This window comes from Ornithinibacillus gellani (assembly GCF_003730295.1).
Taxonomy (GTDB): Bacteria; Bacillota; Bacilli; order Bacillales; family Amphibacillaceae; genus Ornithinibacillus_A; species Ornithinibacillus_A gellani.
In genome coordinates this window covers 30,204-52,633 of sequence record NZ_QTSZ01000047.1, presented here as the reverse complement: position 1 = coordinate 52,633, position 22,430 = coordinate 30,204, and the positions used below count along the sequence as shown (strand labels likewise).

General features: G+C 41.1%; 18 protein-coding genes and 1 riboswitch. Of the genes, 7 read left to right on the top strand and 11 right to left on the bottom strand.

Annotation, left to right across the window (positions count from 1 at the left end):
- Positions 1–28: 28 nt before the first annotated feature.
- Entirely contained in the window at positions 29–1,651 is a 1,623-nt protein-coding gene (locus DX933_RS13865) for a long-chain fatty acid--CoA ligase (RefSeq protein WP_123317029.1), read from the top strand.
- Positions 1,652–1,833: 182 nt separating this feature from the next.
- On the opposite strand, the gene DX933_RS13860 is transcribed toward DX933_RS13865, so the two are convergent.
- Positions 1,834–3,033: an NAD(P)H-dependent flavin oxidoreductase gene (locus DX933_RS13860; protein WP_123317028.1), complete on the bottom strand. Its 1,200-nt coding sequence runs from the start codon at positions 3,031–3,033 to the stop codon at positions 1,834–1,836.
- A 443-nt stretch (positions 3,034–3,476) separates the two neighbouring features.
- On the opposite strand from DX933_RS13860, the gene DX933_RS13855 reads away from it, so the two are divergent.
- On the top strand, positions 3,477–4,754 hold the full coding sequence (locus tag DX933_RS13855) for a hypothetical protein (RefSeq protein ID WP_123317027.1): 1,278 nt from the start codon (positions 3,477–3,479) through the stop codon (positions 4,752–4,754).
- 1,044 nt (positions 4,755–5,798) lie between these two features.
- Here the strand turns inward: DX933_RS13855 and DX933_RS13850 are convergent.
- From DX933_RS13850 to DX933_RS13825, 6 genes are all read right to left on the bottom strand, one after another.
- Positions 5,799–6,155, bottom strand: a complete 357-nt coding sequence (locus DX933_RS13850; protein WP_123317026.1) for a hypothetical protein — start codon at positions 6,153–6,155, stop codon at positions 5,799–5,801.
- A 281-nt stretch (positions 6,156–6,436) separates the two neighbouring features.
- Complete coding sequence (locus DX933_RS13845) at positions 6,437–9,613, bottom strand: DEAD/DEAH box helicase (protein ID WP_123317025.1); 3,177 nt, start codon at positions 9,611–9,613, stop codon at positions 6,437–6,439.
- 111 nt (positions 9,614–9,724) lie between these two features.
- Positions 9,725–10,921 carry an MFS transporter gene (locus DX933_RS13840; protein WP_123317024.1) on the bottom strand — a complete coding sequence of 399 codons (1,197 nt, stop codon included), beginning with the start codon at positions 10,919–10,921 and terminating at the stop codon, positions 9,725–9,727.
- A 198-nt stretch (positions 10,922–11,119) separates the two neighbouring features.
- A complete protein-coding gene (locus DX933_RS13835) occupies positions 11,120–11,602 on the bottom strand; it encodes an acyl-CoA thioesterase (protein ID WP_397316587.1) in 483 nt (160 codons plus the stop codon).
- A gap of 174 nt (positions 11,603–11,776) precedes the next feature.
- A riboswitch (cobalamin riboswitch) is annotated at positions 11,777–11,953 on the bottom strand.
- A gap of 47 nt (positions 11,954–12,000) precedes the next feature.
- On the bottom strand, positions 12,001–12,552 hold the full coding sequence (locus DX933_RS13830; RefSeq protein WP_123317022.1) for a hypothetical protein: 552 nt from the start codon (positions 12,550–12,552) through the stop codon (positions 12,001–12,003).
- Between the two features lie 33 nt (positions 12,553–12,585).
- Positions 12,586–13,302 carry a sulfite exporter TauE/SafE family protein gene (locus DX933_RS13825; protein WP_123317021.1) on the bottom strand — a complete coding sequence of 239 codons (717 nt, stop codon included), beginning with the start codon at positions 13,300–13,302 and terminating at the stop codon, positions 12,586–12,588.
- Positions 13,303–13,612: 310 nt separating this feature from the next.
- Between DX933_RS13825 and DX933_RS13820 the strand changes: the two genes are divergently transcribed.
- Positions 13,613–14,128 carry a GNAT family N-acetyltransferase gene (locus tag DX933_RS13820; RefSeq protein ID WP_123317020.1) on the top strand — a complete coding sequence of 172 codons (516 nt, stop codon included), beginning with the start codon at positions 13,613–13,615 and terminating at the stop codon, positions 14,126–14,128.
- 50 nt (positions 14,129–14,178) lie between these two features.
- On the opposite strand, the gene DX933_RS13815 is transcribed toward DX933_RS13820, so the two are convergent.
- Positions 14,179–14,781, bottom strand: coding sequence for a superoxide dismutase family protein (locus DX933_RS13815; protein ID WP_123317019.1), 603 nt, complete (start codon positions 14,779–14,781; stop codon positions 14,179–14,181).
- Positions 14,782–14,904: 123 nt separating this feature from the next.
- Complete coding sequence (locus DX933_RS13810; protein WP_123317018.1) at positions 14,905–15,423, bottom strand: DoxX family protein; 519 nt, start codon at positions 15,421–15,423, stop codon at positions 14,905–14,907.
- A gap of 289 nt (positions 15,424–15,712) precedes the next feature.
- On the opposite strand from DX933_RS13810, the gene DX933_RS13805 reads away from it, so the two are divergent.
- Positions 15,713–16,645 (top strand): ABC transporter ATP-binding protein, encoded by a 933-nt coding sequence (locus DX933_RS13805; RefSeq protein ID WP_123317017.1) that lies wholly within the window; start codon positions 15,713–15,715, stop codon positions 16,643–16,645.
- Positions 16,638–17,879 (top strand): ABC transporter permease, encoded by a 1,242-nt coding sequence (locus tag DX933_RS13800; RefSeq protein ID WP_123317016.1) that lies wholly within the window; start codon positions 16,638–16,640, stop codon positions 17,877–17,879. The genes DX933_RS13805 and DX933_RS13800 overlap by 8 nt, the downstream gene beginning before the upstream one ends.
- Before the next feature lie 73 nt (positions 17,880–17,952).
- On the opposite strand, the gene eutH is transcribed toward DX933_RS13800, so the two are convergent.
- The gene (gene eutH / locus DX933_RS13795; protein WP_123317015.1) at positions 17,953–19,038 is read right to left on the bottom strand and encodes an ethanolamine utilization protein EutH; all 1,086 of its coding nucleotides are present in this window, start codon (positions 19,036–19,038) and stop codon (positions 17,953–17,955) included.
- A 241-nt stretch (positions 19,039–19,279) separates the two neighbouring features.
- Here eutH and DX933_RS13790 point away from each other — a divergent pair, with 241 nt between their 5' ends.
- Entirely contained in the window at positions 19,280–19,816 is a 537-nt protein-coding gene (locus tag DX933_RS13790) for a flavodoxin family protein (RefSeq protein ID WP_123317207.1), read from the top strand.
- Between the two features lie 153 nt (positions 19,817–19,969).
- Positions 19,970–21,112, top strand: a complete 1,143-nt coding sequence (locus DX933_RS13785; RefSeq protein ID WP_123317014.1) for an N-acetylmuramoyl-L-alanine amidase — start codon at positions 19,970–19,972, stop codon at positions 21,110–21,112.
- Between the two features lie 128 nt (positions 21,113–21,240).
- Here DX933_RS13785 and DX933_RS13780 read toward each other — a convergent pair whose 3' ends face one another.
- Positions 21,241–22,287, bottom strand: coding sequence for a MerR family transcriptional regulator (locus tag DX933_RS13780; RefSeq protein ID WP_123317013.1), 1,047 nt, complete (start codon positions 22,285–22,287; stop codon positions 21,241–21,243).
- Positions 22,288–22,430 lie beyond the last annotated feature (143 nt).

Sequence of the window (22,430 nt, the reverse complement as noted above, 5' to 3'; positions counted from 1 at the left end):
TTTAAAATTGATAAAGGAGTTGGTTTATATGATGCAAACACCTTTGCTTGTTGGCTCCATGATGGAACATGCGGAAAAGTTTTTTTCAAAAAAGGAAGTCATTTCCCAAACCCATGATACACTCCATCGACTTACCTACAAAGAGGTTGGTCACCGCACTCGAAGGTTAATGAGTGCCCTTGCTCGACTAGGTATTGAAAAGGGCGATAAAGTCGGCACGCTGGCCTGGAATCATCATCGTCACCTAGAGATTTACTTCGCCGCACCCGGAATGGGCGCTGTCCTGCATACCATTAATATCCGCTTATCCCCTGAGCATATCATTTATATCATTAATCATGCGGAAGATGAAATATTATTTATTGATGAAGATATTCTGCCGTTGATTGAAAAGATCCACCCACATTTAACTACCGTAAAAGCGTATGTCATCATGTCTGACAAAAGCACACTTCCTGATACTACTTTACAACCATTATACAATTATGAACAGCTTCTCACAGATGGCGATCCGGCCTATCCATTTCGCCATGACCTGGATGAGAATGACCCTGCCGGTATGTGCTACACATCCGCTACAACTGGCAAACCAAAAGGGGTTGTGTATAGTCACCGCGGCATCGTACTGCATAGTTTGGCACTTGGACTGGCTGACGGCGGTGCTATTTCTGAATCCGACACGGCGATGCCGGTTGTTCCACAATTCCATGTGAACGCATGGGGACTGCCGTTTGCCTGTACCTGGTTTGGCAGCACCCAAGTCATGCCGGGGCCGCGCTTTACCCCACAGCGATTAGCGGCATTCATTGAGCGATTTCGTGTAACCATTACTGCAGGTGTCCCAACCATATGGCTTGGACTTTTGCAGGAATTAGAAAAAGGAAATTATGATACGTCTAGTCTTCGCTCCGTTTTATGTGGCGGTTCAGCAGCACCACTCGGACTCATTCGCGCCTTTGAAAAGAAATATAATATTCCTTTTTATCATGCATATGGTGCAACAGAAACGACACCACTCGTTACCATTTCCAGGCTAAAAAGCTATCAACAGGATTTGAGCGAAGACGAGAAACTGCAGGAACGCTCTAGACAAGGTATTCTGGTACCAGGCTTAGAAATGAAAGTGATTGGCAGTGATGGTGAAGTAGAGTGGAATGATGAAGAAATGGGTGAGCTTCTCGTTCGCGGACCATGGATTGCTGATGCTTATTATCGAGATGAGCGCAGTGAATTGGCCTTTATTGACGGCTGGTTCCATACCGGGGATGTTGTCACGGTCGATAAAGAGGGTACCATGAAAATCGTTGACCGCACAAAGGACTTAATTAAAAGTGGCGGTGAATGGATATCCTCTGTCGATTTAGAAAATGCTTTAATGGCACATGAAGCTGTTTTCGAGGCAAGTGTTGTAGCAATCCCTGACCCGGAATGGCAGGAAAGGCCCATTGCCTGTGTTGTATTAAAGGAAGGCTATGAGGGACAGGTTACGAAAGATGATTTTATCCAATTTTTAGAACCGCAGTTTGCAAAATACTGGCTGCCAGACGATGTATTATTTCTCGACGCCATTCCTAAAACATCAGTAGGTAAGTTCCTGAAACGGCAGCTCCGTGAACAAGTAAAAGCACATTATCAAATCAAAAGTGAATAACTCCATTTCTGGTTGAGTAGTTTCCTGCATAATTTCAATCAGTGGGGGTTTTCGCATTTTCCCCCACTGATTGTTAGATGAACCAATCACGCCTTTACTGGCTGTTGATCTGTGATAAATAGGGATAGGCCGTTTCACGCTCTAACTCATTTTTGTTATCGGTGAAGTCTATTTCCTTCCATTTACTTTTCCGCAGATGCAGTTTTTGCTTCTACTTCACCAGATGGTTGGTCTGCTTGAGCAACCCATTCATCTGTAGCATTTTCATGTTTTGTAACCTGATTGGTTGCAGCGACTTCTGTCACCGCGTCCGTCTCCTCCTGTTGTTGCACCTGGGTCATATAAGAACCCATAACAATATTCAAAATATCTGTTACTGATTCCTCACGCTGAATGGCACCAACACCTTGTCCAGCCCATAATGATTGAACTTCAGAGTCAGCAAATTCTTTTCCCGCTGCACGGATGTCTTTTGTTAGTTCATTTTGTAATGGAAAAGGATGAATGGTCACACCACTATCCTCCATGGTACGGATAAATTCATTCCGAATGGCACGTGCTGGTCTTCCGGAAAACACTTTTGTCAGTACCGTATCTTCTGTTTTCGCTTTAATTAAAGCACGACGATACGATTCATTCGTCCCTGCTTCCTTGGCAACTAAAAATCTAGTACCTAGCTGAACACCACTTGCCCCTAGGCTTATTAAGGCATCTACTTGTTTTTTTGTATGTATCCCACCAGCAGCTATCACGGGAACTGGCAAAAAGCGCACAAGCTCCTGCACCAGTGTGAAAAGCCCAATGTTGCATCCGTTAGGATATTTTTTCATATTAAAGGTTCCTCTATGTCCACCCGCTTCATAGCCCTGTGCTACAACTGCATCATATCCGGCTTCAACGAGCTGCTCTGCTTCCTCCAGATTGGTTGCCATTCCAATCAGAGTTATATTTTTTTGTTTCAACCGATCAATGAGGACAGAGGAAAGCACACCAAATGCCGTACTAACCACACGAACATTTTCTTGTAAAATAATATATATCTTTTCATGTAAATAATCGTTTACCTTAATCGAAGTAGAACCAGGATCAATGGAAAGCCCACTGCGAAAACGATTCAAGTATTGCTGTGTCTCCTCAACCTCTGTTGAAAATGTCTCCAGATTAACCGAAAATAAATTAACAGCAAATGGCCGGTCCGTTAGCTCTTTCACCTGTTCAATCATCTGTTTCAGTTCAACAGAACCCATGTACCCAGCACCAATCGTACCTAGTCCTCCCGCATTGGAAACTGCAGCTACAAGCTCCGGCGTTGTAATCCCGCCTGCCATCCCTGCTTGTATAATTGGAAGACCAATACCTAGCTTTTTAAACAAATCTTCCATATGCTCCCCTCCATTCATAGATTTTATATAAGTAAATCATACCATAATTACACTAGAATTCTGAAAACTTTAACCTCCATACGAGTAATATATTTATTTTTTTATCGTAAATATACTTTTTACAAACAGTTTTTATGCAAGGATTAGTGACATTCACTGTGTTTCCGCAACGAAAATTCCTTGACAATATTAAGAAAATTCCATATTATATAAGGAATCAAACATGATTCGCAAAATAACACGCTTGTTTTATACTGGAAATTTTATGGGATAGGTATCATTACTATTTTCTGAAAAAACGGTCTATTTAGTGTAAATATAATATTTTATCCTTCGTTATATACCACATATATTTTACTTTACCCAATTATTCCATTTTACATAGAAAACGAATTAAGCGTACTCGTTTCATGCATATACTACATCGCACAAGGGGGATATATATGAAAATAAAAATCGCTGTTTTTGGAAGGAAAGACATGCTACTTGCAATACCTCCATTCCTGCGCGACCAAGAGCAATATGAAATAATGCCTTATCCCTATGAGGAAGCAAAGGAAGCCGTGGACTTGATTGAACAAGCATTCATGTGTGATGTTTACTTATTTTTAGAACCGCTTGCCTATTTATATGTCAAGGAGAAGATGGAAAAGAAAAAATGGCCTGTTGTCCAGGTGGCCCAGGATGAATACATGATTCTATCATCTTTTTATCGAATGAAAACAAAGCTAAAGCAGCCAATCCATCGCATATCTATTGATATGTTGGAGCAATGCCCTATCGACAATGTAATCCAGGAATTACAATTACAAGATAGAGACATTTTCATCCATCCATATGGAAATATGACGGCGATTGATCCAAAAGTAATTGCGAATTTACATATACAGCTATGGCAAAATAAGAAAATTGATAGTGTACTAACATCCGTTGAAGAAGTTGCAGCTATTTTGGTTGAAATGGGGATTCCTGTTGCGACGATGCATATGCCCGATATCAACGTGGCACATGCAGTCAATAAAGCAATTACAATCACCCAAATAAACCAAAGTAAAAGTGCACAAATTGTTGCCAGCTATGTAAAACTAAAGCACCCAGAAAACTTAAAACATAAGAAGGATGAAACATTAGCGCAATTGCATCAGCTGCTATTAAGATTCGCCAAAAAAACCTATGCTTCTGTATTGCCAAGTATGGATGATCAATTTGTCTTATTTGGCACAAGGGGCGTACTCGATCATATCACCAACCATTATCGTGATTTTCCTTTGCTACTTGAAATTGAAGGCGCGCTTAAAACAGAGGTCGATATTGGTTTTGGGCTTGGACTCACCGCGAAACAAGCTGAAGACCATGCAGTTCTAGCTCTTGAAGCATGTGCCAGAACTGCAAGCGGTAGCTGCTTTATCGTAAATGACCGCCAAGAAGTAATCGGACCACTCGGTGTAAAAAAACATTTCGACAAATCCAGACTATATCAAGCATTAATTCATAAGGCCAGATTAAATAATGAACTATCCTATAATTTCATTGATTTCATTTCTAATCGAAATAACGAACCATTTTCGTCACACGACATCGCAACGTATTACCAGGTGACAAAAAGAAGTGCAGAGCGAACCATCAATAAATTGCTGACCGGTGAAGTAATCAAAGTAGTCGGCCAAGAGAAGCCATATCTCAAAGGGCGCCCGCGAAAGTTATTCCAAATCAATGTCTGATTGGATGTGCCGGTGTTTTGACCCGGGAGCACCGCGAGTGCAATTTACCGGCTCAATCAGCGATTTATTTCACCCGCGGACGTGACGAGTGTAATTTTTCGGCTCGTGCTGTGGATTTTTTCCACTCGCGGGTGTGACGAGTGCAATTTACCTGCTCACTTAGCGATTTTTTTCACTCACGGGCGTGACGAGTGCAATTTCTCGGCGCACTCAGCGATTTTTTTCACTCACGGGCGTAACGAGTGCAATTTCTCGGCTCGTACTGTGATTTTTTTGACTCGCGGACGTGCCGAGTGTAATTTTCAGGCGCGTACTGCAATTTTTTTCACTCGCGGGTGTGACGAGTGTAATTTTCAGGCGCGTACTGCAATTTTTTTCACTCGCGGGTGTGACGAGTGTAATTTTCAGGCGCGTACTGCAATTTTTTTCACTCGCGGGCGTGACGAGTGTAATTTTTCGGCTCGTGCTGTGATTTTTTTGACTCGCGAGTGTGCCAAGTGCAATTTACCTGCTCACTTAGCGATTTTTTTCACTCACGGGCGTGACGAGTGCAATTTCTCGGCGCACTCAGCGATTTTTTTCACTCACGGGCGTAACGAGTGCAATTTCTCGGCTCGTACTGTGATTTTTTTGACTCGCGGACGTGCCGAGTGTAATTTTCAGGCGCGTACTGCAATTTTTTTCACTCGCGGGCGTGACGAGTGTAATTTTCAGGCTCGTGCTGTGGATTTTTTGACTCGCGGACGTGCCGAGTGTAATTTTCAGGCGCGTACTGCAATTTTTTTCACTCGCGGGCGTGACGAGTGCAATTTCTCGGCTCACTCAGCGATTTTTTTCACTCGCGTGCGTGCCGAGTGTAATTTCTCGGCTCACTCAGCGATTTTTTTCACTCGCGGGCGTGCCGAGTGTAATTTTTCGGCCAACTCTGCCAATTTTTCGACTCGCTGCCTTGACGAGTCCCGTCCAGTCCGTTTGTTCGCAATTCAAACCATTAGAAACCCGCTTCCCATACAACTTGGGGGGCGGGTTTCTCATTTTTATCTATTATCCTTCAAAATAACCTGCGTTTCGGATGAGCAGATCGATTGCTTTGTCATAGTCTTCTTCGTACACATCTGCCTGCAGCATATGTGTCATATATTCTTTTGTTTCGCCTTTATCATGCCAATCTTCTTGCGCTTGGGCAAATCCAGCCAAGCCATCTGTTCCTTGTGTTCCGCTTGAAACGACACCCGGATTGGAATCTACGCGAAATGGAACGACTGGCACATATTTCTTATTTTCGTCTCCTTCTGGTATGGAATCAACAATCACATTTGTTGCTCGAATACGTTGTAGCCCTGCACGTGCAGATTCTGCATCATTTTCAGTTTCAAAGTATGCTTCAATTCTTTTTTCCATCGGATAAACTTCCTTTCCATTTATTAGAGGCGAATCAACATAATTCTTTTGTGTAAAACATTGGCACTGTCCAGGGAATTTGAATTTAAGAACGGAGAAATCGGCGACGGCCGATTTCATCTTCATTTCTCGCTGGTCTCCAATATTTTTCACCCAATCACCTGGGGTAAAACTTACTATTACATACCCTTGAAAGCGGTTTATAAAACATATTGGGCCATATCTCTACAGTTTTTCCTGAACAAAAACACCCCTGCCAAGCATCCACTTGGCAGGGTCTATTATGCGATACTAAGTAATGCGCGAATATCCGATTCAGAGAGGCTTGATAGCATGGTTTCTCCCGGATGGATTACTTGATCGATTAGTTCACGTTTCTTCTGTTGTAATTCATAAATTTTCTCTTCAATCGTTCCTTCTGTAAGCAGGCGAATCACCTGTACGACATTCTTCTGTCCAAAGCGATGTGCTCTACCGGTTGCTTGGTCTTCCACTGCAGGATTCCACCATAAATCATATAAAATAACCGTATCTGCACCTGTTAAATTAAGGCCTGTTCCGCCCGCTTTCAATGAAATGAGAAAAACATTCTTCTCACCATTGTTAAAGCGGTCACTCATCTGAACTCTTTCCTGTGAAGGAGTTTGTCCATGCAGATAAAAATAATCAATGCCTTCCTTTTCCAATTCAGAGATGATGATTTCATGCATACTCGTAAATTGGGAAAAAATCAACATGCGTTTCCCGTTTTCCAATGCGGTCCTAACGGTATCCATCAACTGTTTCAGCTTGCCTGATCCCCCCTGATAATTTTCAATAAACAAAGATGGATGGCAGCATAACTGACGTAATCTCGTTAGCCCAGCCAATATTTTCATCCGATTTTGACTAAAGCTATTATCCTTTAATGTCGCGGCTGTTTCCCGTTGCAGCTGATGAAGATAAGCAAGGTATAGCTCCTTCTGCTCGGTTGAAAGTTCCGAAACCATCACGGACTCAATCTTATCCGGCAATTCTTTAAGCACATCCTGCTTCAATCGCCGTAAAATAAATGGACGGGTAATCGATGCAATTTTTTCATGGCTTAGCTGCTTGAATGCCCGCTGATTTGGCATAAGGCCAGGTAAAACCACTTGGAAAATGGCCCATAGTTCATCAATGGCATTCTCAATAGGCGTGCCACTCAACGCAAAACGTCTCGTCGCTGTAATCTCACGAATGGCCTTGGATGTTTTGGTCGCGTAGTTCTTAATGTATTGGGCTTCGTCTAAAATAAGCGACTGAAAGCTATACGTACGATAAAAGTCAATATCCTGACGCAAAGTAGCATACGACGTAATCCAAACATCCGTATCGGTCGCCTGCTTCATCCGTTTACGACGCTCCTCTGGTGCACCAGTTAAAATCGCAACCTCTAAATGCGGTGCGAATTTACGACATTCATTTTTCCAGTTATATACAACAGATGATGGTGCAACAATTAAATGTGGCATTTCCGACGGTTCAGAGGCAATATAGGCAATGCTTTGCAGCGTTTTCCCTAATCCCATATCATCCGCCAAAATACCACCCAAATGATATTCACTCAAGGATTTAAACCATTGATAGCCTGTTATCTGATAGCTTCGCAATGTTGCCTGCAATCCATCCGGAAGCTCATAATGCTGTGCTTCTGGTGATTTCAATTGATGTAATAACCGATGAAACGAGGCATCATAATCTTTCTTCGTATGAATGAGTTCATCCAGCTGTGCTCCGCGGTATACCGGCATGTGCAGCTGACCATCTGATAAATCGGTCTTTTTCACATCCAGATCCGATAATAGATTGTGGAGGGAATCAAATGCATCACTTTGCAGGTTGAGCATGGCCCCATCCTGTAAACGATAATATCTTTTCTTCTCGATAACTGCTTCCAGGATAGACTGAACCTCATCTGTCTGAATCCCTTCCATATCAAAGCCGATTTCTAGTAAATTCGTAGTAGATTCCATGCGAATATTCGTAGTCGGCTCCGGCTCATCATCCAAAATCAGATTGCGTATGTCAGAGGTTAAAAATAGCTCCATATATTCATCCATTAATGGCAGCATATGATAGATGAAATCATATAACACCTCATCATCTGCTTCGATATACAGCTCTTTCCCATTGAAGTGAAAATTTGCATGCTCAATTAAACCCATGATTTGCTGCTCTTTTTCCGTATCCCGCAAAATATATTGCTTACGCGGCTCTGGTTTACCGAATGGATCAATTTGTTGGTCTGCGTAATGATATTCCAATTTACCAATGATCAATTGATCCTTCCATTCCAAATACAGCTTTGCTTTTAATGGCGCCTGTACGATATCTGCGGATACCGCCTCATCCATCTCCACCTCGCCAACCTTGCTCAAGGAAGGCAGGACTTCGGAGATAAATACATCTGCTTGTTCCTGAACAATCGGCAGTTGTACTGGATCTTTTTGAAAACTGCTCAGTTGTTGAACAATAGGAAGCTGTTCTTTTTTCGGAAAATAGAAGCCACCATCATGGAATAATAGCTGATAATGCTCCAAGTATTCCCCTTCCTGCAAATCGTCCATTTGAAGCAGCAACTCATTTTTATTATTTTTACTTATCGAAAACGAATACGGTAGCACACCAGGCTCATGTAATGTTAGCGTATGATAGCTTTTCCGATCGGTTTCAATGGTAACATCACGTGTCGCCAGCAGCTGTAGTAATTCATTCATCGCAAGCGGTGGTATCGTGATAAACCGTTCATCCTTTGTCGTACCAAAATAAGCGCTTGAGAATCGATCATATACTTGCTCATTTTTCAAAACAGCATATAATCGCTCCAATAGCTCCAAATCCTGTTTTAATACATGATGTGTTTCTGGTGAATAGGTGAATTTCTTTGTAAAAAAATGCTCCTTCCCTTCCAGTACATCCTTTAAGAAGGCTTTGGCATTTTTTACAACGTATTTATGATCGACACCGGCCTTTAATTCCATTAAAAAATGACCTAAATAATTCCAATGGCAATAGTAAGATATATGAATCGGTGTCTTTTCAATCCAGGTTTCTGTTGGCAAATCGGCTGCATGCATGGATCGAAAAGCACTTATAAAATGTTTAGCGGTAGAATAGCCACCAGGCGTTTTAGTATCATGATTTCCCATACGTTCCTGATGTTGAATTTGCAATAGTGTGGCAACAACATGCTTACATCTTCCATACATATCAAAAGCAGGACAATCACAAAACGTGTCTATCGTCCCTTCCTGGATGGTGTTCATATTAATTTCGACAAAATAATCCTCAGACCCATGAACGGTTGCCGTCCATACTTTAAAATTGATGTCATACAATAGGTCGCTTATCTGATTTCTCTCATAATATTGTAATCCCCGTTTATAAATAACATCTGGGAATAGTTTGCGAATATCGAACTTGCTTAAATTCTTCAAGGGTTTTATAACCTACCTTTGTACATGCTTGAATAAGACTATTTTATACCATCACATGTTTTTTTAAAACCGTCATTCAATGAAACAGTACCTTTTAGCCATATAAAACATTTACAGGCTCACACCTTGTCTTTTTGCACGAATATGCAAGTATACGTATAACATAAGGGATACCAATACCGAGCATGCGGACGCAATATAAATGGCACCATACCCTAAATGGAAAGCAAGCTGTCCAAAGGTTAGTGCTCCAAACCCGACCCCTAAGTCAAAAAAGGAGAAAAAGGTTGCATTCGCCATCCCTTTACGATTACCGGGAGCCTTGTCCACTGCCCAAGCTTGTAATGCTGGCTGTACACTTCCGAACCCAAGTCCATACAAACCTGCTGCAATCAATAGGACGAAGGAATTCGGCAACCATGCTAGTAATAGCATCGCAATAAAAATGAGTATGACTCCTGGCGGGAATACATAAATATGACCTTTTTCATCATAAATTCTTCCAGCAAATGTTCTCGAAATCAATAAAAATATGGCGTACACGAGAAAATACGTCTCAATTCCGCCAACTTGTTTTTGAGCTGCATAAAGTGGTAAAAAGGAGGCAATACCTCCAAAAGTTACCGTAATGAAAAATAATAGCAAAGCTGGTTGAACGGCTGTTTTTTCAAAAACGTCAAATTTCACTGTTGTTGATTTATGCGGTGATTGCTCCACTTTCTTATAGCGAATAACGGATGACAAACAAACAGCAACCAATCCCGAGCCTGCACAAATTAAAAATAGGGATGTAAAGGAAATTACCCCTGCTAACGTAAGACCAAGTGCTGGCCCAAATGCCAACGCAAGGTTACCGGATAAGCCGAAATAACCCATTCCTTCCCCACGACGTCTCGGTGGTATTAAATCTGTCGCAATGGTACCTGTTGCTGTAGTCGAGAATCCCCAGCCAATTCCTTGAACAATTCGCATCAGAATCAAAAAGCCGATACTTGTTATAAAGGCGAAGGATCCAACCGATAATACAAAAATACTTAGGCCCAACATATATACGAACTGCCGCCCCTTTGTTTCCAAAGCATGGCCAGCATACGGGCGAAATAATAGGGCAGAAAAAGTAAAGACCCCAACAATCACACCAATTAGCTGATCGCTTCCTCCCAATTCTTTAATAAATAATGGAAGGGTTGGCAGGGTCATTTGGAATCCTAAAAAGATAAAAAAGTTAGCTAGGCAAACAAGAACAAAATCCTTTGTCCAAATTTTTTCCGCTTGCATTGTACTTGCTGTCTCTGATTTTGCTCTCATTCAATATTCTTCCTTTCCTTCGATACTCGAAGTAATAGTATACACGAAAAATATGCATTTTTACATTGATGCGGCTTAAAAATCACATCAAAAATATTCATGATATTCGGGTGTTATATGCCTGACTATATTTATTGTTTCCCTACTATGCAAAAAAACAACCGCTTCTCATCTTTAGAAAAAGCGATTGTAATGATTTTATATACGTGTATTCCGCGCAGCAACGCGTGAAATGCGATGCTCTTTCCTCGCTGGCGCTGATTCATGCAGCTGTATTTCCTCTTCTGTTTCCGGATATACACTTGGTACTGGCATTGGTTTTCCTTTTTCATCAAGCGCCACCATCGTAAGAAAGGATTCAGTTGTCAGCATCTCTTCATGCCGGATTAAATCATGAGCCACTACCTTCACATAGATTTCCATTGAGCTTGTTCCCGTATAGGTCACGACGGCTTCCAGGGTAAGCGAATCTCCTACCTTGGCAGAAGACAGAAAATCAACAGAATCAATCGATGCGGTCACTACCGCTGCTTTGGCATGCCTCATCGCAGTCAGTGCTGCAATCTCATCAATATATGCAAGCACCTTCCCACCAAAAATGGTATCGAGATGATTTGTATCCGGTGGTAATACAAGCCTTGTTTGTACCGTCTTCGTATCCTTGATTGCAATTTGTTTCACTTCCTGCATCCTCCCTTTGTTTGTTTACAGGATTCACATGTAAATACTTCCACAACCATAAAAACCTCTCCCCACATTGGAGGAAAGGTTGTTGGTTTTTGCACAGCAAATCAAAGCGTATGTTTTTCGCATACACGATCACTATCACAATACCCTCCCATCTCCCGTAGGATTGCATGTTTCCATCGCATGGCAGGTCTCCTGGCTTAGCTTCAACAAGTCCATTCTCCTTCCCGTTCCAAACGGTGGCTGTGAATGAACTCTCCACATGACAGTGGCGGGACCGCGCTGGATTCACACCAGCTTCCCTTTTCAACCCGGTTAAGGGTCACCATCCGATTCTATTCAGTTCTGTACCAGTATAGCATGGAAAGGAAAAACTGGCTCTGCAATTCCACCTATGGACGATCCAATTTTTTAAATCGTAATAGCCAAATAAGGAAAATAATATTTAATATGAGCAAAAAAATCGCCACTGCCAAGAAAAAAGCAAATACCACTTCTATCGGTTTTACAATGGCAACTGGCTGCAAGAAAAACACGATAATATTTGCAGTCATGTAGACAATAAATAATTGTCGCGTTTGACGATGAAGTTCTGTTTTTCCATAAGACTCACAAATCTCCAATAGCAATCGAAAGAATACGTATACAAGAATAAGCTGTAGAACCATATATACAATCGTATAGATGGACCATAGATAGGAAGCCGTGAACAGCTCGTCTGTCTTATCCAGCCCAATGACAAAGGTCGGTAAGGATATGACGCCTAAGGCTATCGCATAATTCTTTACCAATGTTCGATAAGATAGCTGTGCAGATAGTCCAGCAACTCCTGCAGCAATTAAAAAATAACCAACCGGATCTGGTAATAAATCCAGTCCAATCACACGAAAATCAAGAAATGCCAATAAAAATCCCCAAAAAATTTTGTTAAACGAACTTTTCATCCTTCACTCCCCATTCCTTTCTGCCTATATCGATTACAATTGCTGCACTAATAAATAGCCACCAGTAAAAAATAATAAAATATAAGTGAGTATGCGAAATAATGATTGGTTAATCCATTTGAAAAGTAGTTGTCCCAAAAACAAGCCCACTCCAACGATTGGCAAAGCAATGGCACTGGATACCCAAATTTCCTTTGAGGTACCAGCAGCAAAAACCTGAATCAAGAGACTTGCAGCATAGATAAATAAATAAAATGCCAGTGTCGTACCCCGCAATACTTCTTTCCTCGTATCTGTTCCAGAAAAGTAGAGCAGGATCGGCGGGCCAGGCATTCCGATTCCAGTTGTAAAGATTCCAGAAAAACCACCAGCAATCCGATCTCGAACCGGTGTCTGACCAATACGTACATGGAAAACCAACAGTACAGTCAGTATTAAAATCATTACAGCGATTCCAATCTTCAGCCATGTCATAGGAATAACTAAAAAAACAACCATTCCAATAGGCAAGCCGAACAAGCTACCTATCGTAAACCGCTTCCAGATACCACGATCAATATCCTTGCTTATTTTCCTTATTAAAACGATGGAAATCACAAGCGATAAAATAAGATTGATTTGAATGGCTTCCTTTGGCTCAAACAATAATAATAAAAATGGGGTAGCCATAATGGAGAACCCAAATCCGGTACTCGTTTGGAGAATAGAAGCTACGAGAATGATAAGGATAAATGGCACGATGGATTCCACTACTTTCCACTCTCCTCTTTATAGTCTTTTTCTATCCTAACATAATTTTTATCTCATGTTTCAAAAATTTCAATCATAAGATAAAATCATCTCATATCTGGAAGGTTTTCAATGGTTGCTGTCGAGTAAAGTGAAACTTCAATCAGTGGGGTTTTTCGCATTTCCCCCACTGATTGTTAGTTGAACCAATCAGGCCTTTACTGGCTGTTGATCCACACGCACAATTCTTGTGATCAACTTAAATTCTCGAAGTGGGGGCTTACAGCCAGTTAATCTGTGATAAGGTTAATGAAGAAAGGAGTGCAATGGTATGCGAATTAGAAGAGCTGTTTTAGAGGATGCAGAAGGGATTGCGATTGTTCATGTGGATAGCTGGCGGTCCACATATAAAGGTATCCTACCAGATGCGGTCCTGGATCAATTATCTTATGAGCATAGAACGGAACTTTGGGTCAAGAATCTAAGTGACACAAAACAGTTCATTGCAGTTGCAGTTTCTGATCAAGGACAAATTGTTGCTTTTGCAACAGCAGGAAAAAAGCCTTCCAACAACATAAAACATGCCGGTGACTTGACTTCTATTTATGCCCTTCAGGAATTTCAAGGTAGGGGCATTGGAAAAAAACTATTGAAAGCAGCTTTCAAGTATTTTAATCAAAACGGATATCAACAGGTCTTCGTGGAGGTATTAGAGGATAACCCAACAAAACATTTTTATACGTATTATGGAGCAGCATTTGTCAAAAACATAAAAATGGGTGGGAAGGAACTGAATGAATCTGTATATGTGTGGTCATCTGTTAGGGAGACACTAGCCAGATTATAATCTTCCATGGAAAAAGGAATGCTATCCAACAGCATTCCTCTTCGTATGTCTTACTGCTTAATGACACCACAGGCTATTCTGTCACCGGCATCCCCTGATGGCTGAGACACATAATCATCTGGCTTGGCATGGATCACAAAGGAGGTGCCACCTTCTTTTAATAATGAGTTGGCGGCTCCTTCTCTTAACGTAACCATATCATTTAGGAATTCAGCGGATGCAGTCCCATCTGCAGCCACATTTAAATTAAGTAAATCACCTGCATGGGGACCCTTTGGATGATCAAAGCCATGATCTGCTTCCGTGGGGTTAAAATGCTCACCTGCTGATTTAAATTCTGGTGGATCACAGGCGCCTTTTTCGTGAATATGAAAACCATGTAACCCTGGTGGTAAGCCCTGTGCTTCGACCGTGATTTTGACTCCTTCTACACCTTCCTGCAGATCAACCGTGCCAACCTCAGCCCCTTCACGATTGATGAGCGTCGCACGAAGTGTTTCTGCTTGTTCACTACTTGCTGTTGCTGTCTCGACATCTGAATCACTTAAAGCCGCGTTATCCTTCGTCGTTCCTTCATCCATCTGATTATTACATGCTGCTAACACGAGCATTAGTAGCATCATTGTCCACATGGCAAAAGTTTTTCTATTCATGGTGTTGCTCCTTCCTAAGCATTGTCCTCACAATTGTTGCCGGAAGTCCTGCAGATTAAACCCAAAACAGAAAAACTTCTGCAGCAAGGAACACTGCAGAAGTCGATTGATGATTTACTGATATTAGGCAACAGCCACCTCTTTATGATGCTTGTTTTTACGTGTAAAGCGTGTTGTTTTAGCTTTCAAGAATGGAAGCACCCATCTGTCCAAACCATAGCGACCAGCATTGAAGCCAGCTACCAATAGGAAGAATGTCAATAGAACCATTTGTGCGTTTGTGCTAACTGTACCACTAAATAGGAATGCAAAGTTCATCGTGATACCCATTAATGCTGCAAAATTAGTGAAGATACCAAGAATTAAGGCAGTCCCTACCAATACTTCGCCCCAAGCAACAAGGATACTAAATACATCTGCACCAGGCAGTGCAACCTTTTGCAGGAATGCAGCCCACCATGCCTGTACTGTTGGATTATCCCCACCTGCACCAGCGATGGCACCTTGGATAAATCCACTTGCATCAAATCCAGCAGTTACCTTCCCTAGCCCTGCACTTAACCAAGCATAACCAATGTAAATACGAATAAATGCTAATACACCTGCGACTACTTTATTATTGCGAATGAAATCCATCATCATGATTCTCATCTCCTCATCTATTTTACTATTGCTCATCTTTTCACATGTGATATGGTGGATAATGATTTTTTCCACATTTTTATAATAACATGTTCATTTTTATAATACATCAGTTTGTGAATCATTTCACATTTAGGACATAAAGTTATGTCGGAAATGTGAACACCGCAACATTAGTACAGTATAAACCGTAAAAACAGCCCAATATCCTCCTATCAAAAAACAATTTGAATCTTTTTTCAATACGATTCGTAGTAATGTAGAGGATGTTAGAAAGGGGTGCCATATCATGGAAGTTATGCTTTCCGTTGAAGGCTTGGAAAAATCATTCAAACATAAAAAAGTTCTACAACAAATCACTTTTGATGTACATAAGGGTGAAATCATGGCCATTCTTGGTCCCAATGGTGCTGGTAAATCAACGACCATACGTAATATCATGGGAATCCTGTATCCGGATGAAGGATCAATTATTTTTCATCACGCGACTGGAAAAGAAATTCCTAGACATAAAATCGGCTATTTACCAGAAGAACGTGGCTTATATAAAAACGTCAAAGTGATGGATATTTTATTATACTTAGCTGATTTAAAGGACTATCCACTCAAGAAAGCTCGTGAACGGGCAATGGCCTACTTAAGAAAATTTGATCTGGAAGGAAAAGAAAATGTATCTGTAGAGGAATTGTCAAAAGGGATGGGACAAAAAGTACAATTTATCTCTTCTATATTACATGAACCAGAGCTACTCATATTGGATGAACCATTTTCTGGACTGGATCCGGTAAGTCAGGATTTATTTAAGGAAGAAATTAAAAATCTAGCAAAGAGCGGAACTGCTATATTACTATCCTCCCATCAAATGAATCTGGTGGAAGAAATGTGTGACCGATTATTTATGATACAACACGGACAAAAAGTCATCTACGGAACATTAGATGATGTGAAAAAACAGTATGCTAATTTCAAATGTACCATACGTGGCCGTAACGAGCGGACTGTTTTAGAGCAACTACCTGGGGTGGAACGTGTCGAAGAACGAGAAGGTTTGTCGATTTTATTTCTACTAAAAGACGTGAATCCAGCTGCTTGGCTTCGAAACCTGCCAGCAGAATTGGACATTCACGAACTGTCAATAGATAGAATTTCACTACATGAAATATTTGTTGATATTGCCGCTGACAAACATCTATTAACAGAAGGGGGGCAAGCACATGCGTAATACAATGAAAGTAGCCAAATGGGAGGTCAAACGTAATTTAAAAAATAAATCCTTCCTGATTGGAATGTTTTTAACCCCACTACTCATGCTTGGTGGATACTTCATCTTCCAGTGGATTGGATCTACCGATGTACCAGATGATGATGCAGCTGTATTGCTTGTCCATGACGAACTAGGTGTATTTGAACAGCTGGAAGCAATCGTTGCCGAGCAATCCTTATCATTGGAATTGGAGCAAAGTGATTTATTGGAATCTGAAGCCGAAGAAGTCTTGACAGATAAAGAAAATATGGCCTACATGGCAATTGATAAACGTATATTAGACAATGCAACCGTACCTGTATATACATCCGAAGATATGGGCGAATGGTTTAACTACGACATCCAAGCCCTGGCAGAACCGATTCAACAGATTCGTCTGGCACAGCTATCGCTTTCAGAGGAAGAATTAGCAATGGTTACAGAAGGCGTACAATTTGAGGAACATGTAGAAGGCACATTAGACGAAGGTACTGCCAATGAAGAGGATACAGAGGCAGCTAACATACTGGAAAATTTAGTTCCAGGCATATTCGCAGGTATTATCCTACTTTCCATCGTTTTTACAGGGATGATGATTTTCCAAAGCGCATCACAAGAGAAAAAAGATAAAATCGCAGAAATCATTTTATCATCTGTTAAACCTGAGGAACTGATGCAGGGTAAGATCATTGGTTACTTTGTTTTAGGTATTATCCAAGTTGCGGTATTCTTGGCACTTGTTATGCCAGTCGCTGTTTGGAAAATAGATTTCCCAATCATTGAATATTTACTGACACCAAAGCTGCTGCTCCTGTTACTTATCGCAGTACTGGGATATCTATTGTTTGCAGCAATATTTGTTGGAATCGGTGCTACGATGGCCGACATTTCAACAGCTGGTAATTTCCAAGGAATGATCATGATGCTGCCATTTTTACCTGTACTATTTATTGGACCTGTCATTGAAGACCCAAGTGGCTTTATGGCACAGCTCGGCTCATACATTCCATTTAGTGCACCAGGCGTATTACTGTTAAGACTATCTTTCTTAGAGACATGGCCATGGATGGAAATCGGCATTGCCCTTTTGATCCTAGCCATCAGCGTCTGGTTCTTTATGAAAATGGCCGGCAGAATATTTAAAACCGGTATTCTCATGTACGGAAAGAATGCAACACCAAAGGAAATTTGGAAATGGATGTTTATTGATTAATTCCTATAAAAAAGATGCAGCGCGAGATCCGTAATAAGGATCTTCCCTGCATCTTTTTTTATGCACATATTACTTAAACTTGGTCCGTTCTGCCCTTCATCGCTACGAGCACGAGCAATATGGCACTTACACCAGCAACCAGCTTTCCAACAATCATTGCAAAAACCATTTCCTTTTCCATACCAGCTACAAATCCTAGATGACTACCAAATACGAATGCACCACTTACCGCAAATGCAATATTGATCACCTTGCCACGTGCATCCATATCTTTAACGAGCACAAACATCGGAATATGGTGGGCAAGTGATGCAATTAATCCAGCAGTCGCTGTACTATTCATTCGAAGCAACTGACCTAACTTAGTTAATAACGGCTTAAACGCTTTTGAAATAAATGCCACCATCGGAAAAGCACCAGCAAGTAAAATAGCGATGGTTCCAACAATCTGAATTCCCTCTTCTAATGGGGCCATATTCGGAATTACCACGAAACCCGTTAATGTTTCAATGATAATTGCTGTTAAGCCGCCAATAGCTAAGATTTGAATCAGTTTGGCAAAAATCGTGAACCCACTGACCATTTTTTCAGGAATTTTCCATAAACCAAGGGCAATAAAAATAGAAAAAATAATGGTTGGCAGCAGGTTTTTTACCATCATCATCAAATCAAGTCCACCTACAAGACCGCCTACTAAACAACCAACCGGCACTGTCATGATTCCTAGTAATATTCCTTTCGCAAAATAAGGATGATCCTCACGCTTGATGATACCGATTGCTACCGGTATGGTAAATGACAACGTTGGTCCCATCATCGTCCCGAGAAATACCCAGGAAAACACCTCTGCATCGGCACTTGCAGACATTTCTCGTGCTAATGCAAAACCTCCCATATCAAGCGCTAGAATTGTATTTGCAAATGCAGACGGATCTGCACCGATGACGCCATATACGGGAGCGATTAAAGGGAGAAGCAAGCTGGATATAACGGGGGCTAAAGAAATAATTCCCACCATTGCCAATGTAAGTGGCCCCATGGCTTGAATACCATCCTTAAATTTATCACCTAAGCCAAATTTATTTCCCAAACATACATCAATTGCACCTAAAATCAAAAAAACAATAATAATATATAAAATGATATCATTGATAGCCATAATCATACTCCATTCATGCAGTTAATCAGCTCATCCGAACCATTTTCGCTTCACCTATTATAATCCTTTGTACAATAGAAATGAAGCCATGAAACATATTCCTTTGGTACTTTCATACTATTCCAAAAAGATATGTGACTTTAATGGAAATTTAAGGTATATTAATAGGTACTCGCTTCTTCATTATTTAAGCTCTTTTGCATAGTTTAGTTATAGGCTGCTATCAAAGGAGGCGTGCATGTTGGGTATTATTGTATTTCATGGTTCAACGCGAAAAGACAGTAACACAGCGTATTTGACCTATCGGGCAGTTCCAAAAAGTGAAGCTACACATATACATTTACGGGACTACCAGGTACATCCGATTGTAGATGAGCGTCATAGTGAGCAAGGGTTTAAGCCTATTGACGATGATCATAAGATACTGATAGATCAATTGTTAGCGCATGATACTGTTGTTTTTTCCACTCCTATTTATTGGTATGGCATGGCGGGACCACTAAAACAATTTATTGATCGCTGGTCGCAAATAATGCGGGATCCGGATTACCAACATTTTAGGGAGGAGATGAAGAAGAAGAAAGTTTATGCCATCATCGTTGGCGGAGATTCACCAGAAATTAAAGGACTCCCACTTATTCAGCAGTTCCAGTACATTTGTCAGTTTTTCGGCATGACGTTTGCAGGTTACTTAATTGGTAAAGCAAGCAAGCCGGGAGAAATGAAGAACCATGAAGAAGCACTGGCAAAAGCAGCATTTTTGCTAAAAAGAGAATGACAACACATCAGATGGGTATTCCGTACGAGGAATGCCCGGGTTGGACAAGCCCATTTCTAGTACCTTCGTATCTTTTTTGGATGGTTGGGTTTTGTTTTCTTTCAAAGAGGTAATGTATCATTACCAGTATTATGTCATTTTAAGGAGGCTACCATGAGAAAGTTGCGCTTTTTGTCTATTTGTGGCTTTATGTTGCTATTATCTGTCTTTTTTATCCCTGCTGTTCAAGCAGAATCTGGACAAGTCTATGAAGTCACAACCAATCTATTAAATGTTCGGGATACCCCTGCCAGAGATGGTAATATTATCGGGCAGCTCCGTCCGGGCAATAAGGTAACGGTATTCAAAGAGTCCTATGGCTGGGCACAAACATACTATGCCGGGCAGGTAGCATGGGTTGCGAAGCATCATCTCGTTCCTGTTTCAGCAGCAGCTACCAATCAAGCATCATCAGCAAGTGAATCAGCCGATCAGAAAGCAAGTACAAATAACATTACTGTACAGGCATCTGGTGTGAATGTACGCTCTGGTCCTGGTACCAGCTATAAGATTATTGATTGGACAACCACTGGGAAAACGTACACATTATTAGAAACTGCATCTGGTTGGCATAAGGTTGCATTAGGTAATGGTAAAACAGGATGGATTGCTGGTTGGTTAACAAATCAACCTACAAAAGTAAGCACTGCTGCGCCAAAGACTGCTACCAAAAGTACGACATCCAATGCCCAACCAACCAAGGCTGCAAAATCAGGTTCTCTACAGGGATATAATATCGTATTAGATCCTGGTCATGGTGGTAAGGATCCTGGCGCCATCGGCTTTAATGGTGTTTATGAAAAAAATGTGATCAACGCTACTACGGATGTTATTGCACAGCATTTACGGAATGCTGGTGCGACAGTTATTTTGACACGAAGCAATGATTCATTCATTTCTTTAGATGAAAGAGTTCGTATTAGCAGTCTTTACCAGACTCACGCGTTCATCAGTATTCATTACAATGCCTTTCCGGGATTGGCTGCGAATGGAGTAAGCACCCATTATTATTCTGCGGCGGATCGTCAGTTAGCTAGTGCACTACAGCAATCCATTGTACAATATACCGGCAGAGCTAACCGCGGCATCATGCAGGACAGCTATCGTGTACTGCGAACCAATAATGATACATCGGTATTATTAGAGCTTGGTTTTATTACAAACCCTAGCGAACTAGCAGTCATTCAATCTGCTGACTATCAGAACCAAGTTGGTGCAGCTGTTGTCCAAGGACTAAAAAATCATTTCTTTAGATAATAAATATAAAATATCCTAACTCGATTAGGTGTATAAAAAGTAATGCCCATCCTATCTTCTGACGGAGAAAGGATGGGCATTTTGTATAGATACAATTACAAAGACAGAACAAAATCTTGTCGTGGCTTTTATGCGTTTGTCACCCGCTTTGCGTAAATCATACCAAGGAAAGTATGGAATTGATGGGTTTCCACCTGATAGCCTTTTTCCATGAACCAGGCTGCCAGCAAGGATTGATCCGCAAAATATTCATCCGCGATACAATCAATGGCCAATTGATTTCCAGCTGCCTCATATTGATGTAATGCAGCCTTCCGATCCACCTCGTTCGGAAACATTAAATCCGTGATACAAATTTGCCCGTTCGCTTTCAATACACGATCCATTTCAGCTAAAGCAAGCAGTTTTTCCTCATCTGGTAGGTGATGCAACGCATAGCTCGTGACGATTGCATCAACTTGATGATCTAACATTGGCAATGCTAAGAAATGTCCTTGTCTCGTTTCAATCATTGGATGTTTCTCTTTACATTTTTGCAGCATCATGTCTGATTGATCCACACCAATTACTGATGCCCCCTTATCTAAAAATCGGGCACCCAAATTACCAGTTCCAATTCCGATATCTAAGCAGGTCTGCCCCCGTATCAATGAAATCTTTTCTGCTGTTTGAGCCAAAGCCTCCTCATATCCTTGATGAATATCAAATGCCTGCCCCCGAAGCTGAACTTGCTCATCATAGGTCTCTGCCTGACTATCAAAATTCCAACGATCTTTCCAGCTGCTCCGGATTTCCTTTAGTTTTTTCAGATGAGCTGCCAGCTGTTGCATATCCTCCATAGTCGTTTCGTCTTCATTTTCTTGACCAATCATTTGGTCAATCGTTTCAATCATGTCCCGCATCTCCATCCATTGCTCAAACAATGCCTGTCGCTGCACATGGAGATATTGTGTCATGCTCATTTCCGGATCCTCTAACAACTTTTTAATCTTTGCAATCGTAAAGCCTACCTCTCTCAATGCCAATATGGTCCCAATTCGCATCAAATCCGTATCTGTAAAAGTACGGTAATCATTTGCTTCATCCTTCTTTGGTGAAATCAGACCTTTCGCTTCATAGTATCGAATTGCTCGAGGTGTTGTATTTAAATGTTTAGCCGCTTCATTTATTTTCAATGTCTATCCCTCCCAACTCCTACTATAAACGTTAACGCAGCGTAAAGGTAAAGCATTCATTTTTAACAGTGAAATACAATACAGTGAAACTTCAATCAGTGGGGATTTCGCCCTCCCCACTGATTGTTAGTTGAACCAATCAG